This is a genomic window from Paenibacillus sp. FSL H7-0735, assembly GCF_038008505.1.
Taxonomy (GTDB): Bacteria; Bacillota; Bacilli; order Paenibacillales; family Paenibacillaceae; genus Paenibacillus_AQ; species Paenibacillus_AQ odorifer.
Window position 1 is genome coordinate 45,480 of sequence record NZ_JBBOZH010000002.1, and the last position, 16,333, is coordinate 61,812.

Below are 16,333 nucleotides of genomic sequence, written 5' to 3' on the forward strand. Positions count from 1 at the left end.
ACCATAATACACAGAAATGTTAGGAGCTTGAAGCATGGATATTACCGCAATAATCGGCCTAGTGGCCGGACTGGCTGCGCTAATCGGCGGCTACCTCTGGGAAGGCGGAAGCCTTTCCGGACTGCTGCAGCTTAATGCAGCTTTGATTGTATTTGGAGGTACGATTGCCGCCGTAATGATCAGCTTCCCGGCAGCTAAGCTACGCTCCATTCCCACCGCTCTGCGCATGGCTTTTGGCCGCAATCCTGAACGTGATGAAGAGAAGGCAGAAGAGCTTATCGCAATGGCCACAGTGGCCCGCCGCGGCGGCGTTTTAATGCTCGAAAAACAAGCGGAAGCACATCCCGATTCCTTTACGCGCGAAGGACTGTTGCTTATCGTCGATGGCACTGACCCTGAGCAGGTAAGACAGATTTTGGAATTGGAAATGGATGCGAAAGAATTGAAGCATGAAAGCTACGCCAAGATTTTTGAAGCCGCTGGCGGATATGCTCCAACGATGGGGATCATCGGTACAGTTATGGGACTCATTAGGGTACTGGGCAACCTTACAGACCCATCAAATCTAGGTACCTCTATCGCAGTAGCGTTCACTGCAACACTGTACGGAGTAGCCATCGCTAATCTAATATTTTTACCCATTGCTTCCAAAATCAAATCCCGCAGCCAAAGTGAGCTGCATAGCATGGAGATGCTGCTAGTAGGCATTCTTTCTCTACAAAACGGGGATCATCCGCTGCTGGTGCGTAAAAAACTGAACTCCTTCATTTCAGATACCACCACAGATGACCGTGCAGAAGCAAGAGGTTTTATATGAGACAAAGAGACCGGCGCAAACGGCGGGTAGAGAATCGAGAAAGCCGTGATCGTTGGATGATTACTTACGCAGATCTAATTACGCTTTTACTTATATTTTTCGTTATATTGTATGCGATGAGCAGCCTGGACACTGACAAATACAATATCGTAACCGGCTCTTTATCCCAGACTTTCAAGTCGAGCAGCACTGTTCTTGAAGGCGGAGATGGTATTTTAGATGCTGGAAAGACCCCTGACAACAAACCAGAGAGTACAGATGGGAATGCGAACGCAACTGCAAAACCAAATGACGGTTCTGATAAACAAACGGAGAATGAAACACCTTCAGCACGGGAGTTGGCTTTTCGAGAACAAGAGGCGAAGCTTGCTGAGTTAATGGGTGTGATCACCCACTATGTGGAGGAGAATAATCTCGGTGAACAAATATTTGTAGCCGACAAACCGCAGGGCATAGAAATCACGCTCAGCGACCGTTTTCTTTTTGATGTGGGTAAAGCAGATGTGAAGTCACCAGCCCTTCCTGCTCTTCAGCAGTTGTCTGGCTTATTCAAAGATATCGGGGCAACGATCAGCATTGAAGGACATACGGATAATACACCAGTGTCATCAGCTTCACGTTATAACGACAATTGGGAGCTATCGGGTGCTCGTGCGCTTTCTGTGCTGCGCTTTTTCTTAGATAATGAAGGACTGAACCCGGACACTTTTCAATATGCAGGTTATGCCGATACCCGACCAACAGCAGATAATACTACGGTAGCAGGCAAACAGAAAAATCGACGCGTAGAGATCATTGTCCTTCGACAGCTTCAAGAGGTGGAATAAAAATATAGTTGTTTGTGCTCAGAGCTAAGTTCGGCGGCTAAGGCCATTTCAATTGCCACATTGACCAATAATGGGGTTTCACCTAATTTAATTCGGGAAAACCTCCCTGATTTTTCACCTAATATCGTATCCAATCGCGGAATGAGGGAATTTCTCCCTGATTATTACTCTTTTTAGTCTGATATAGTGGTTTTACCGAGATAATTAGGGAGGAATTCCCTAAAATCCTAACTCTCACGCTATAATCGTCTAAAATGAGGGAGGTTTTCCCTAATTCCATACTCCACTAGACCCTCAAACCATTCGATTGAGTTTACGAATACTCGCACAATCTACATAAGAAACACAAACAGCAAGTCCCCAAATCACAGAAACTTGCTGCTAAAAACATCACACTTGATCAGACTATTTCCCGTCCCCAATTTCCAATTATTCAGCAACTAACGCGCTATAACCGGCTGCATCTAACAGACCTTTTACAGCATCAGCATATTCTCCATCAACTTCAATCTCAAAAATCCAACCCCCGCCATATGGCTGATCATTGATAAGCTCCGGACTAGCTTCTAATCCATCATTCACCTTGGTAACCGTCCCAGAGACGGGCGAATACAATTCCGATACCGTCTTAACGGATTCGATACTGCCTACGCTGTCACCGGCCGAAATGGTTGATCCTACCTCAGGAAACTCAACAAATACGATGTCGCCTAATAAATGCTGAGCATGGTCCGTAATCCCAACACGTACTACTCGTCCTTCTACTTGCTGTGCCCATTCATGCTCTTCGCTGTAAAGAAGGTTGTCTAATACTTCACTCATTTCAAGCCGCCTCATTTCCAATTTGGAGTTCTAAATTTAGTTATAGCCTAAGTTATCCCGGCTCACAATGTCAATATTACTAACAGGAAATTTAAATTTGTCATTTTTTCGACGTTTTCTTGTTGACAGCGCCCGACTATACCCGTTTAATGGAGACATACAAGAAGAAACGACGTTGTCGTCTTTTTATAGACAATAACCGTTTCTCGGAGAAATATAAGGATAATGTATAATGTGAACCATATACTTTCTTATATTTGAAATAAATATAGTTGCGGATGATGGCATAGGGAGAGACTGTCTCACTTGAAGACGGCGCCGAAGGAGTAAGCCCTAACAGGGGTGAATCTCTCAGGCAAAAGGACCTTTGTCGGACGTATCTCTGGAGAGCATCAGACGCAAGGCTAGATGCGTCAGATCACCAACGGGGAAACCTGCAAGCTAGTTACGGCAGGGTAACTCTCAGGTACAAAGGACAGAGCAGAAAGCGATTTGTGCATTTATGCATGATTGCTTCTGCCTGTCCTTTTTTCGTATGTAATCAGATCAAGGGGAGTGACGACATGGATGCTTTGAGAAGAACACCTTTTTATGATCTCTATTCCGCTTATGCGGAATCCAGATGCATTGACTTCGGTGGCTGGGAGCTGCCAGTACAGTTTACAGGTATCGTAAAAGAGCATGAAGCCGTTCGCCAGCAGGCTGGGCTGTTCGATGTCTCGCATATGGGTGAATTCATGGTGATTGGGAGCGGTGCAGAAGCCTTTTTGCAAAAAATGACAACCAATGATGTCAGCCGTCTCACGGATGGTGCGGCACAATATACACTGCTCTGTTATCCAAATGGCGGAGTTGTCGACGATCTACTCGTGTATCGCCTAAGCGAAGGGCATTATATGCTCGTCGTTAATGCCTCCAACATCTACAAAGACTTCCAGTGGCTGCAAGAGAATTTGACCTCTGAATTCGGCGAAGTCACGCTCACTAATGTCTCTGACGAGACGCTTTTGCTCGCCTTGCAGGGTCCTCTGGCAGAGACCATTCTCGCGGAAGTTACTGATGCTCCTATTTCAACACTCAAGCCTTTCCATTTCATCGAACGCGCCACCGTTTGCGGTGTAGAGGTACTTATCTCCCGTACGGGTTATACCGGTGAAGATGGCTTCGAGATCTACGCTTCGCTGGAAGGTGCAGAAACGTTATGGAACGGACTGCTTGCTGCAGGCGCGCCTCACGGATTAACACCTGCTGGACTGGGTGCACGGGATACCCTGCGTTTTGAGGCAAAATTACCACTGTACGGTCAGGAGCTATCCGCTGACATCACCCCGCTTGAAGCAGGAGTACAGTTCTTCGTGAAGCTGGACAAAATAGACTTTATCGGACGCGATGCACTAATACAGCAAAAAGAAGCTGGGATTCCCCGTCGCCTTGTCGGCCTAGAAATGATTGATCGAGGCATTCCACGCTCCCATTATCCTGTTTGGGCAGATGGGGTTAAGATTGGTGAGGTCACAACCGGAACACAGTCCCCTACGCTGAAACGGAACCTGGGGTTGGCTTTGATTGATGCTGCTTACAGTGAAATAGGCACAGAGGTTTACGTAGAGATACGCGGCAAGCAGCTTAAGGCTGTAGTGATCAAGGCCCCTTTTTACAAGTATAAACGCCTTTAGCGTCCATATAAGGACGGTGAGCTTTTAAGCGAGAAATAGAAGGATAAAGTATAGCGTGAAAATTGTACTTTCTTATATTTTAAAAAAGCCAAGGAGTGAAACCTTAATGAAGCACCGTTATCTGCCCATGACAGAACAGGACCGCGTAGAGATGATGGAGGCCGTCGGGATTCAGTCTATAGATGAGCTGTTCTCCGATATTCCTGAAGCGGTACGTTACCAAGGCACTATGCCGATGTCTGAACCACTCGATGAATACGCCCTGCTGCGCCACATGAAAGGTTTGGCTGACCAAAATGCCGACTTTGATTCTCACGCCAGCTTCCTCGGCGCCGGATTATACGATCATCACATCCCTGTGGTCATCAACCATGTCATTTCCCGTTCTGAATTCTACACTGCCTACACTCCTTATCAACCGGAGATCAGCCAAGGTGAGCTGCAAGCGATCTTCGAATTCCAATCCTACATTTGCGAACTAACCGGTATGAAAGTTGCCAATGCCAGTATGTATGATGGCGCTACAGCTTTATCCGAAGCAGCGGTTCTCGCAGCTGGTGCTACCAAACGCAAAAAATTAATCGTCTCCCGTACCGTTCATCCTGAGGCTCGACAAGTGCTATGTACTTCGGCTAATGCTTGGGGTCTGGAGGTGGTGGAGATTGACTATAAAGACGGTGTTACCGATCAAGCTAAACTCGCTGAAGCTATCGATGGAGATACTGCCGCAGTGCTTATTCAATCGCCTAACTTCTTCGGCAGCATCGAGGATCTTCGCTCGGTTGAGCCGCTGATTCACGCGGTTAAAGGTCTTCTTGTAGTCAGCGCGAACCCAATAGCTCTAGGTGTACTTGAAACTCCGGGCAAACTTGGAGCCGACATCGTAGTGGGTGATGCTCAGCCACTCGGTATTCCAGCTTCTCTCGGGGGTCCAACTTGCGGATTCTTTGCCGTAGCTGATCACCTGATGCGCCGCATGCCAGGCCGGATCGTTGGCCAAACGGTAGACCGTAACGGTAAACGTGGCTTCGTTCTTACACTTCAAGCGCGTGAGCAGCATATTCGTCGTGAAAAAGCGACATCGAATATCTGCTCCAATCAGGCGCTGCTGGCTCTCTGCGCATCCGTCTACTTGTCCGTTATGGGCAAAGAAGGCATGCGTGAAGTAGGCGAGCTAAATATTCGCAAAAGCCATTACGCTGCTAATAAACTCAGCGGACTAACAGGTGCTGAACTTGCCTTCTCCTCCCCATTCTTTAACGAATTTGTCGTGAAGCTTCCTGAAGGCAGCAGTGTGGCCTCTATTAATTCGAAGCTGCTGAAGGAAGGTTATCTTGGGGGTTATGATCTGGGTCGTGATTATCCTGAACTTGCTGGACATATGCTGGTTGCCGTAACGGAAAAAAGAAGCAAAACCGAAATCGACCAATTCGCTAGCGCACTGGAGGGCTGTTTATGAAACCGGAGCAAAGTCTAATTTTTGAATTAAGCCGTCCTGGCCGTTCGGCCTATTCTTTGCCACTATGCGATGTGCCGCAGGAAGAAACCTTGGAGTCCCTGATTCCATCAGATTTACTCCGTAGCGAACCCGTCGTACTTCCAGAGGTATCTGAAGTAGACGTCATCCGCCACTACACTTCTCTTTCACGTCGCAACTTTGGTGTAGACAATGGCTTCTATCCACTCGGTTCATGCACGATGAAATACAATCCGAAGATTAACGAAGATGTTGCCCGCTTCTCCGGCTTCGCCAAAATTCATCCCTACCAACCGGAAGAGAGTATTCAAGGCGCACTGGAATTAATGTATACCCTGCAAAATGATCTGTCCGCGCTGACGGGCATGGATGCAGTATCCTTACAGCCTGCCGCAGGTGCTCATGGTGAATGGACCGGCCTCATGATGATCCGCGCCTACCATGAAAGTCGCGGCGAGACGCGTACTAAGGTTATCGTGCCGGATTCCTCGCACGGAACCAATCCTGCTAGTGCCTCAGCAGCAGGACTTGAAACGATCACGATCCCTTCCACAGATAAAGGAATGGTCGATCTTGAAGCACTGAAGGCAGCCGTCGGTAGCGACACAGCCGCACTAATGCTAACTAACCCAAGCACACTGGGCTTGTTCGAAACCCAAATCGTCGAGATTGCTGAGATCGTGCATGAAGCAGGCGGCTTACTCTATTACGATGGAGCCAACTCCAATGCCATTATGGGCATTACCCGCCCTGGCGACATGGGCTTTGACGTTGTGCATCTGAACTTGCATAAGACAATGAGCACCCCACATGGCGGTGGTGGCCCTGGGGCCGGACCAGTCGGCGTAAAATCTATCCTCATTCCATTCTTGCCACAACCTACTGTGGTGAAGAATGAAGATAGCCGCTTCTCACTTAACTTCGGTGGTCCTGAATCCATTGGACGCGTGAAAGCTTTTTACGGAAACTTTGGTATTCTGGTTCGTGCCTATGCCTATATCCGCACCTATGGTCCAGACGGACTGCGTGAGGTATCCGAAAATGCTGTGCTGAATGCGAACTATATGATGCACCGTCTGGCGCCGTATTTTGAAATCCCATATCCGGGTGTATGTAAGCATGAATTCGTGATGTCCGGCAAAAACCTCAAGCAATATGGCGTGCGCACCTTAGACGTTGCTAAACGATTGCTCGACTTCGGCTACCACCCGCCAACCGTGTACTTCCCTCTGACTGTTGAGGAATGCATGATGATCGAGCCGACGGAAACCGAAAGTAAAGAAACGCTCGACGGCTTCATCGATACGATGATTCAGATTGTGAAAGAAGCGCAGGAGACACCAGAAATTGTAATCAACGCACCGCATACCACAGAGATTAGCCGTTTGGATGAGACACAGGCTGCGCGTAAGCCAGTTTTGAATTGTTCTTGCGGTTAAGTACTTATCAAAAAAATGTTCTAGACAGATAAAAGCCATCCTCCGTTGTTGATTAATTTCGGAGGATGGCTTTTATATCTTATGTACAAACGAGTATTTTGATGTTTATCATCAAAATTTACAACTTAAGTATTTCTATCAATTCCCATCTCTCGCTGATATCCATCTTACTATAAATACTCTTAACGATATTCCGCACAGTCCCCTCTTTCACATTAAGGTCATTGGAAATTTGCAACGCACCTTTTCTTAGTGACCAGTGATACGCTACCTCCCTTTCTCTGGGCGATAATCGATACGAATCACACTTTTCCTGAAATCTGTACTCAATTAACTTTGGGCTTCGTTCCTTCAACTTCAGAACAATCTTTTCGGATAATTGTTTAATAAAGAGAATCGAAAAGCCAATTTGCCTCTCGGCTTCAAATGAAATGTCGATATATCCACATATACAACCATTTATCATTATAGGAGCGCATACACAATTCCACTCTTTAAACATTGGCATACTATGCTCTTCTCCACGCACTACTGCAATTGATTTAACCTCCATCGCTAGTGAAACTGCATTTACTCCAGAGAATTGCTTCGAAAGGTTAGTTCCACTCCTAATTCCAAAATGATCTACTTTCTTCTGAAACGCTTCGAAAGGAGTAACAATATTAATAATATTGCCGGCTTGATCTGTTAAGAAAAAAACAAAGGGCAATAAGAGAAATTCCGTTACTTTCGCCAATTCTGAATGTAGTACTTCAACCAATACCTCGTAGGGAACCAGCTCTTCTACAGAAAAGGATTTTTCTGTTTTGAGGTTACTCCAAGGTTGGCAAAATTCACACAAGGAATTATTAGATTTTTTATCTACATCATCTACCGTAAACCAAGCTCGTTCACATTCAAGAATATCCAAACAAACCATTCTCCCAACTTATGGTATTAATTAAACAGAGCATAACACTCCATTCAAAAGAAAACAATGACATAAGTCGTGAGGTTTGTGTTAGATCAAAAAGATAAAAAATTGTTAAATAAAGTGGAATTATTGTAAAAAAAAATATATTTTAGCACAGATTAACTCAAAAGGGAATATATACTGAGGGATATGTATCTTAATAGATATTCTAGTTACTATAAAGTTATTAATCCACTCATCAGGGAGTTTAACAATTACGATAGGTTTGTGAAAATTCACATAGTTATGATCTTTTTTAGGAGGTGCTGAATTGTTTGAAATTCAAAAAAATCAAGAAATTTTGCTTGAAAATGTCCTTTCCGTTAGAAAGAAGATGAATCAAGAAGAATTACAAATAGAAATAGCTCAAACTGCAAAAATAATAGAAAAATATCAAGCAGTGAAAGCAGGACCCCTTATTACGAGCACATTCTCGGCGGAGATTGTTAATGGGGAATATTTAATGGACATGGAGATTATGATTCCTCTCAATAAGCCTTTTCCATCAGATCAAACTTATAAACACAAAAAAATTTTCCACTTAGTTAATGCCCTATCCTGCAGATTCATGGGGAACCCTGTTGGAGTACAAAGTACATATGAATCTATTATAAAGTACATATCAGATAAGGGACTTCAACAAATCACAGCATTTTATAATGTGTACACTTCAGATAACTCTGAAGCTTCCTTAGAAAAAATGATTATTGACATTTATGTAGGTGTAAATCCATCTATTTTATAAAAATGAGGAGCCGGCTATGAAAAAAAAAATAGTGATTTTCTGTTTTAGTATCACATTAATTTTCACTATCTTGAGTTTTATTTATTATATCGATACCTTTCAAGATACTACAATTACTGTATTAGGAACTCTTTTGATTTTGAATCTATTTATCATCAGTGAATGGAATAAGCTTAGACTGGGAAATCAAAATATTAAGCTTTGGAAGGTGTATTTTTCAGTTATTTGCTCAGGAATTATATTGATAGCCAAAATGAATAGGATTACTAATGGTCCCATATGGATACCCTTTTGTTTCACAGGATTTATCGCTCTCATATTAATTGGATTGAATTTTCTAGCCAAACACGAAAAATGAATATGGAATTAAATCAGGGATTTTCATTTGATCATTCACTCCCGATTTAATATAAATCATGATTAAAGGAGGTGACATAATGGAACTCAGTTTTAATCATAGTACGTTTGAAGAACTTGATTTATCTTCGTTGATGGATCTTAATGGTGGTGGCTGGTTAACTAAAGCAGTCGGCGTAGCCTCTTCAGTAGTGGGCGTTGGGGTTGCTGCTGCTGGAGTACCAGCAATCGCTAGTAGCTGCGCAATCTTAGGAGCAATTGCCACAGTACCAGCTCTTCCTGCATTAGGTTTAGCTGCTGCAGTAGCAGGCGTAGGAGTCGCAATATTTGGATAAGGGGGGATTGAATTGGAAATTTCAAGTAGTGGTTTTGAATTATTAAAAGGATCTGAATTGTACGATATTCAGGGCGGTGCTCTTTGGGGACAAATTGCAACTGGTATAGGTGGAGTTATTGCTGGAGCCACTTTAATAGCAGTTGCGGCAACAGCACCAGTTAGTCTTCCAGTAGTAGCAGCATGCGCCTTTGGCTATACTGCCTTAACTACATCTAGTATCATTGTAATTTCCGCAGGAATTGCTAATAAAAATATATAAAACACTTTCCTGAATATTTAGTAGCTCCAAGAGAATAAATATCATTCACTTGGAGCTTATTATGATTTCTATTAGGTCAGAGAAGCAATCTTCTAGTGAGGCTTATTTACAAAAAGATTTTGTTTCAGTTACGAAATCATTCTCTACATGGATAAGATATTGTTGATCCCAATGAATATGTACAAATCACTAATAGTAGGTGGGGTTTATTCTGTTTAAGAAATACTATTGTATTAAACAGCTTGATATTAAAGACAGCGGTGCAGCCTGTCTAGCAACTATCTCCAAACAATACGGTCTCAAATATCCAATCACTAAAATTCGTGAAGTAGCCGGAACTGATAAAATGGGAACCAATATATATGGACTCATAAAAGCAGCAGAAAAACTTGGGTTTACAGCAAAAGGAGTCAAGGGAAGCCATGAAGCCTTCTTCGAAAACTTCCCACTTCCCGCTATTGCCCATGTCATTATAGATCAGACATTATTACACTATGTTGTAATCCATAAAATATCAAATAAGGAAATAATTGTTGCGGATCCAGTCCAAGGCATAGTTAAATATACACCGGAAGATTTCTTCCAAATCTGGACAAGTGTCCTTATCTTAATGGTACCCACTCCTCAATTCAAAAAAGGGGACCAAACAAAAGGTCTATTTGCTCGTTTCTTTGGATTGCTGATTCCTCAAAAAAGAATGCTAGGAGGAATTTTTCTAACATCTATACTCTACACTATCTTAGGTATACTTGCTGCATTCTATTTCCAATTTCTTTTAGACGAAATTCTACCCTTTGGATTAAAAAAGACACTTAACATAATATCTGTTGGAGTCATCATTCTCTACATATTTCAAATATTATTAAATGCCTTTCGTAGCCATATCTTACTGACGTTGAGCCAAAAACTCGATATTTCACTCATACTTGGCTATTACCACCATGTGTTAAAGCTCCCAATGAATTTTTTTGGTACACGTAAGACAGGAGAAATAATATCAAGGCTTATGGATGCTTCGAAAGTACGAGATGCCATTTCCAGCGCAACACTAACCATCATGATCGATATTATCATGGTTATTGCCGGTGGAATTATTCTATATTCGCAAAGTGCTCTTTTATTCGGAATTACTATACTTATGGTGCCAATGTATCTGGTATTGGTTTGGAGCTTCCACAAACCATTTGACCGTTTAAACCGCGAACAGATGGAAAAAAATGCTCAGCTCACCTCCTATATTGTTGAATCAATAGATGGTATCGAGACAGTTAAAGCCTATCATGCAGAATCGAAAGTGGGCTATGAAACTGAACAGAAGTTCATCTCATTTCTGAGATCTGTCTTCAGTTTTGGTCTTTTCAATAACATTCAAGCCTCCCTCAAGAGTTTTGTACAACTCGTTGGAGGAGTAGCCATACTGTGGGTCGGAGCAAGACAAGTGATAAAAGGCAATATGACAATGGGCCAATTGATTACCTATAACTCGTTATTGGCTTACTTCCTGCAACCCATCCAGAACTTAATCAACCTCCAGCCCACTTTGCAAACGGCCATTGTCGCTGCTGACCGATTAGGAGAAATTCTTGATTTGGAAGCGGAGAAGCATAATGATGAGGACAAGAAGATTCAACCTGCTTCATTAAAAGGTGATATTAAATTTGATCGTGTCAGCTTCAGATACGGTACACGTTCCCTTGTACTTCATGATATCGATTTGACACTTAGACAGGGTGAGAAAATTGCCTTTGTCGGTGAGAGCGGCTCGGGTAAAACCACACTAATCAAATTAATTATGCAATTTTACCAACACGAAGAAGGCGATATCTTAATTAACAACTACAACATTAAAGATATTCATTTAGATAGCTTAAGACAGCGGATCGCATATATCTCACAGGATACTTTCTTTTTTAGCGGAACAATTCGGGAAAATCTATGTCTGGGTGTCGATCAGGATATGGATTTGGAACTGATTGTTACCGCCTGCCAAACCGCACAGGCTCACGAATTCATCAATCAGCTTCCACTCCGCTACAACACTTTGTTAGAAGAGAATGCGACCAATATTTCCGGAGGACAGAAGCAGCGACTGGCTATCGCCAGAGCGGTGCTCAAACAGCCGGATATTCTTATTATGGATGAAGCCACTAGTAACCTGGATTCTACAACGGAGAAGGCAGTATCGGAGACGATCAATGCTTTTGAAGACATGACTACGATTATTATCGCTCACCGTTTGAGTACAATCATGCGTTGTGACCGAATTTATGTCATGGATCAGGGGCGGATTATTGAGTGTGGGACACATCAGGAGCTTCTAGATTACCGTGGAAAGTACTACGGCTTGTGGAAAGATCAACTCCCCGGGGTTGAACAAAAACAAGATCACACCATTCAATATGCTGCTGCAGGAGTAGGCGAGGTGTCTCTCGTATGAGCGCACAAATACATAACTTATCAGAAATGACCGATAGCAGAGAAATCATGGAATCCAAGACCAGTCCTGTGATTTCTATTTTCATACTTATCTTATTTATTCTATTGGGGTCTGCGTTGGTCTGGTCCTATTTTGGCCAGATCGATGAAGTCGCCAAAGCCTCTGCTGTAGTTAGGCCCAATGAAAAAGTCAGTACCATTCAGACTTCATCTGTGGGAAAAGTGGAACAGGTATATATCCATGAAGGGATGCAAATTAAGCAGGGCGAGCAGTTAATTTCCTTTGAGCATAAAGAACTCGATATAGAATTATCCAATCGTAACTCCGAAATCAATAAGCTCACTAAGAAACTGCACTATCTCGAGCTTTATAAACAAAGCATTAGCAATTTAAACAATCAATTTTCTTCTGAACATGCAGACGAAGTTTACTATTATGACATGGTAGAACAATTTCTCCTTGAATACAGCCAGCAGCAGCAGACCTATCAAGGAACCCAGGATCAGCTTACAGCTGCCATTCACGAGAATATAGGTTTGCAAGAATCTTCTGCCTTTAGTGCCGAATCCAGTTTGGATAAATCTCTTCAAAATAAAATTGAACTGGAACGAAAAAAGAAACTGCTGAATGTTGAAATTACAAACGAGAAATTGCTTGTGCAATCCATCAAAGAGAATCAAAATCTGCTTCCATCTACAGATACCAAACGGACGGAACAATATAATACATACCAAATTAAATATGTGCAACTATCTAAACAATCTGCTGAGAAAAAAGAAATCTACAACCGTTCGCTCAGCTTGGGGGACCGCCTTGTGCCTCAATCTCAGATTACAGATGAACAGCATCTATATGAAAGTTCATATTTGCAAATCAACCAATTCCAAACCGAAGCCGTGCTCAGCGCAGAAAGCAATATCACCAATTACAATCAACAATTGGTTGAGATAGAGGTCAGCCTCGATTTGCTAATAAATGGGCATGATCCCTCAGTTTCAGAACGAAAAACTTTAGAAATGCAAAAGAAACAGCTGGCTGAGCAGCAAAATGATCTACTGAATCAAGAGAAACTTAACCGGTCAACCGAAAAAACCTCATTGGAAAAGTTGAAACTTGACCGTATTGTACAGATTCATTCAGCAATAGAAGAAAATAAAAGAACCTTAATTACGCTGCAAGAGGCTATTAAGCAACTTGAGCTTGAACGAAACAAAAGACTGCTCATAGCACCAATTTCTGGGACCATTAATATTTTAAAAGAAACCAACATCGGGGACATGGTACAATCCGGCGAAGCCTTGATCTCCATTATTCCTAGCAACGAGTCAAAATATAAAATGAGCATCGCCGTACCTAACGCAGAAGCAGGAAAAATAGCGATTGGCAATAAAGTTGATTTCAGCTTTTCAGCCTTCCCTAAACAAAGTTTCGGTTCCCAAAAAGGTACGATTACATCTATCAGCACAGATTCAATTGTTCAGCAAGACGGTCTAAGCTACTATTTGGTGGAAGCAACGATATCCAATGACCCACTTGTTAATCGCAGAGGTGAACGTGGAGAGCTTCGTGTAGGGATGATTGCGCATGCCTCTGTTATTACCGACTCCAAGAAGATCATTGATTTTGTTCTTGAAAAAATCAACTTAAAGGAATAGTGAGGTTGCCAGCTAAATGTTAAAGAAAACAGCTCTCTTGATACTTTCCTTCTTATTACTCCTATTGCCGCATTCCATTACAGCTCATGCTGATACGCAGGTATCTAGTGCAACAAAATTGCTTTCCATGGAAGAAACAATCCAGCTAGCATTAACTAACTATGTAGATATCAAGCTCTCACAATGGAATATTGCAGAAACGGATTCCAAATTCTCGTATGTATCCTCTGAAAAGAAAAAGCTGGAACAAAAAAATGTAGTCATAACTAGCGGACTGCTGCCAGTAAATCCTGATATTTTTATCAGTAGTATTCCTGGTTACTCTGATTTAAGTAAAGAAGAACAGGCAGGGGTTAATCAATCCATTCTCATTCAAATTATGATTAACACATCTCTGAATCAATGGGTTAGCGCTCAGACTGAAAGCCAAAACAGTTACAATCAAGAGACTAAAACAGCGCAGCTCAAGGAATTTCGTGACCAGTTGCGCACATTAGAAACAGATAAAGTAATTAATCAGTTACGACTTCAAAAAACAGAAGCCCTCATCCGCTACTACGCTGTGCAGAAATATTATCAACTCTCTTCTCTAAAAAAAACGATTGAGTATGACAAACAAGAAAGCCAATATTGGTTTCAACATTCTGTGGATACCTTGCGATCATACGAGCATGGTCTACTGTCTAAGAGAAGTTTGGACGATTTTAATCGTAAAAATGCGGAACGAAAATCTGCTTTTGAACGTAACCTTAGGAGTTATGAAGCTCAGCTAGAACAATTTAAGCTTGAGTTAGGATTATCATCCTATTCAGAAGTCCTGCTGGATGATGTCATCTCCAGTGCACCAGAGCCTGTGAATTGGAACACTGTAGTCAGCCTCTCTAGCAATTATGATTTACGCGAGGAAGATGCACGAATCACACTCGCCAAAGATAATCTTGATGCCGTCAAAGCTTTCGATGCCGGACTCGTCACTTATTATTCTGTTCTATGGGCCAGCCAGATTTCACACAAAAATATAGTACAACAACAACTCGAAGAAAAACTGGCAACTTATAGGCCGGAAGCCAATGAAATTGATTTTGAATATTCAGAGCTGAAAGAGCAGCAACTGGAGCTCGTACGCGTCTCCCAGGATAATGATACTCTCTTAAATAGCGGATTAATTTCAGCAGCTCAGGCAGATCAGAACAAGCTCGATTTACTCAACTTAAATCGGCAATTCGATAAGCAAAAAGTAAAGTACGCTTTATTCCAAGCAAAGGTTACTCTGGCTCTTAGTGGAGTCATCCTCTAATAACCATTAAATTATCATTCATAACTCAAAGGAGAAATCACAAGATGAAAACCATATCCAGCATAATCGCAGCAACTCTTCTTTCTACCGCTATCGCATGGCCTGTCCATGCCGCAGAGAAGCCAATCTCCATTCAGATCAATCAGCAACAGCTCGCACTGAAGGGACAGGCTCCCTTCAATGATAATGGTACAATTGTCGTTCCTTTTCGCCCGGTTTTTGAAAAACTAGGACTTTCAATCGATTGGAATCAAACCACAGGTACCATAACGGGTACTAAGGAAGGGCTTACGATTACACTGCAACTAGGCAGCAAGCAGGCCAGCGTCAATGGTGTAATAACCCAACTTTCTGTTGCCCCTAAGCTCATCAATAATTCCACTTACATTCCGCTGCGCTTCGTTGGGGAGGCTACAGGTAATGAAGTCTCCTGGAATGCACACTCGAAGACAGTAACCATTACAGGCAAGACTAACCAGGTAAACCCGCAGGAAATCAATGCTTTTTTTGAAAAATACGTAACCTATACCAACAATGAGAATTATGAAGGGTTCATGAGCCTAATCGATAGCAAGTCTCCTCTTGTGGTCATCGGGCCACAGATTAAGAGCCAAATGGAACAATACGATTCGACCACTTCACTTGATCAATTAGAGGTTATCAGCCTTCAACCCACAGAGGCTACGGTTCACACCGTTGAAACGACTACACACCTCAGCGGTCCATTCACCTTAGACAATACCTCTGAATATATTTATAGCTTAACGCGTACTGCCAGCACTGAAGACTGGAAAATCAACAACCTGCAGATTAAAGGCGTACAATATATACTCCCAGATAAACTGCTGAACGCTAAGCCAGCTGTGACGAAGTCGGATGAAACGGATATATTAGCTGTGCTTAAGAGCAACTTGGACTATACCAATGCAGAGAATATTCAAGGTGTGCTATCTACTATTGATCCTGAGTCCCCTGCTCTCGAACAAACCAAACAGCTCTTCAGCCAAATTTTCACAGTCTATGATCTAAAGTTCACTCTGGAATCTGCCAAAATCATTCATTATACCCAGGATACCACAGCCGTATATATGGTTCAGACGAGCATCAAGCTTAAGGGTCCTGAGTTTCAGGATAACCGCTCCACCTCTGTCACAACGCTGAAGAAATCCAAAGCAGGCAAATGGATGCTGGATCAGACCTATCCGATTAGTGTAGACAAGTTAACTCCATAATTAT

At 42.6% G+C, this 16,333-nt stretch carries 14 protein-coding genes and 1 riboswitch; of the genes, 12 read left to right on the forward strand and 2 right to left on the reverse strand.

Annotation, left to right across the window (positions count from 1 at the left end; translation table 11 throughout):
* Positions 1–34 precede the first annotated feature (34 nt).
* Both NSS82_RS27905 and NSS82_RS27910 read left to right on the forward strand, forming a co-directional pair.
* Positions 35–817, forward strand: a complete 783-nt coding sequence (locus NSS82_RS27905; RefSeq protein WP_036678620.1) for a flagellar motor protein — start codon at positions 35–37, stop codon at positions 815–817.
* Entirely contained in the window at positions 814–1,644 is an 831-nt protein-coding gene (locus tag NSS82_RS27910) for a flagellar motor protein MotB (protein ID WP_076107091.1), read from the forward strand. Before NSS82_RS27905 ends, NSS82_RS27910 begins: the two co-directional genes overlap by 4 nt.
* A gap of 429 nt (positions 1,645–2,073) precedes the next feature.
* On the opposite strand, the gene gcvH is transcribed toward NSS82_RS27910, so the two are convergent.
* Complete coding sequence (gcvH, locus tag NSS82_RS27915) at positions 2,074–2,466, reverse strand: glycine cleavage system protein GcvH (protein WP_036678614.1); 393 nt, start codon at positions 2,464–2,466, stop codon at positions 2,074–2,076.
* A gap of 278 nt (positions 2,467–2,744) precedes the next feature.
* Positions 2,745–2,843: riboswitch (glycine riboswitch) on the forward strand.
* A gap of 186 nt (positions 2,844–3,029) precedes the next feature.
* On the opposite strand from gcvH, the gene gcvT reads away from it, so the two are divergent.
* The 3 genes from gcvT to gcvPB all read left to right on the forward strand — a co-directional run bounded on the left by gcvT (position 3,030) and on the right by gcvPB (position 7,058).
* Positions 3,030–4,142, forward strand: a complete 1,113-nt coding sequence (gene gcvT, locus NSS82_RS27920) for a glycine cleavage system aminomethyltransferase GcvT (RefSeq protein WP_076107089.1) — start codon at positions 3,030–3,032, stop codon at positions 4,140–4,142.
* A 106-nt stretch (positions 4,143–4,248) separates the two neighbouring features.
* Positions 4,249–5,601, forward strand: a complete 1,353-nt coding sequence (gcvPA, locus tag NSS82_RS27925) for an aminomethyl-transferring glycine dehydrogenase subunit GcvPA (RefSeq protein ID WP_036678609.1) — start codon at positions 4,249–4,251, stop codon at positions 5,599–5,601.
* Positions 5,598–7,058 (forward strand): aminomethyl-transferring glycine dehydrogenase subunit GcvPB, encoded by a 1,461-nt coding sequence (gene gcvPB / locus NSS82_RS27930; protein WP_076107087.1) that lies wholly within the window; start codon positions 5,598–5,600, stop codon positions 7,056–7,058. Before gcvPA ends, gcvPB begins: the two co-directional genes overlap by 4 nt.
* A 118-nt stretch (positions 7,059–7,176) precedes the next feature.
* Here gcvPB and NSS82_RS27935 read toward each other — a convergent pair whose 3' ends face one another.
* Positions 7,177–7,968, reverse strand: a complete 792-nt coding sequence (locus NSS82_RS27935) for a helix-turn-helix transcriptional regulator (RefSeq protein ID WP_076107085.1) — start codon at positions 7,966–7,968, stop codon at positions 7,177–7,179.
* A 313-nt stretch (positions 7,969–8,281) separates the two neighbouring features.
* On the opposite strand from NSS82_RS27935, the gene NSS82_RS27940 reads away from it, so the two are divergent.
* From NSS82_RS27940 to NSS82_RS27970, 7 genes are all read left to right on the forward strand, one after another.
* The gene (locus NSS82_RS27940; protein WP_051491031.1) at positions 8,282–8,755 is read left to right on the forward strand and encodes a hypothetical protein; all 474 of its coding nucleotides are present in this window, start codon (positions 8,282–8,284) and stop codon (positions 8,753–8,755) included.
* A 437-nt stretch (positions 8,756–9,192) separates the two neighbouring features.
* Positions 9,193–9,447, forward strand: coding sequence for a hypothetical protein (locus NSS82_RS27945; protein WP_036678596.1), 255 nt, complete (start codon positions 9,193–9,195; stop codon positions 9,445–9,447).
* Between the two features lie 12 nt (positions 9,448–9,459).
* Complete coding sequence (locus tag NSS82_RS27950; RefSeq protein ID WP_036678593.1) at positions 9,460–9,708, forward strand: hypothetical protein; 249 nt, start codon at positions 9,460–9,462, stop codon at positions 9,706–9,708.
* Positions 9,709–9,916: 208 nt separating this feature from the next.
* Positions 9,917–12,145: a peptidase domain-containing ABC transporter gene (locus NSS82_RS27955; RefSeq protein ID WP_370511324.1), complete on the forward strand. Its 2,229-nt coding sequence runs from the start codon at positions 9,917–9,919 to the stop codon at positions 12,143–12,145.
* The gene (locus NSS82_RS27960) at positions 12,142–13,800 is read left to right on the forward strand and encodes an HlyD family efflux transporter periplasmic adaptor subunit (protein WP_076273718.1); all 1,659 of its coding nucleotides are present in this window, start codon (positions 12,142–12,144) and stop codon (positions 13,798–13,800) included. The genes NSS82_RS27955 and NSS82_RS27960 overlap by 4 nt, the downstream gene beginning before the upstream one ends.
* 16 nt (positions 13,801–13,816) lie before the next feature.
* Positions 13,817–15,097: a hypothetical protein gene (locus NSS82_RS27965; RefSeq protein WP_038573523.1), complete on the forward strand. Its 1,281-nt coding sequence runs from the start codon at positions 13,817–13,819 to the stop codon at positions 15,095–15,097.
* A gap of 44 nt (positions 15,098–15,141) precedes the next feature.
* Positions 15,142–16,329: a copper amine oxidase N-terminal domain-containing protein gene (locus NSS82_RS27970; RefSeq protein WP_076107083.1), complete on the forward strand. Its 1,188-nt coding sequence runs from the start codon at positions 15,142–15,144 to the stop codon at positions 16,327–16,329.
* Positions 16,330–16,333 lie beyond the last annotated feature (4 nt).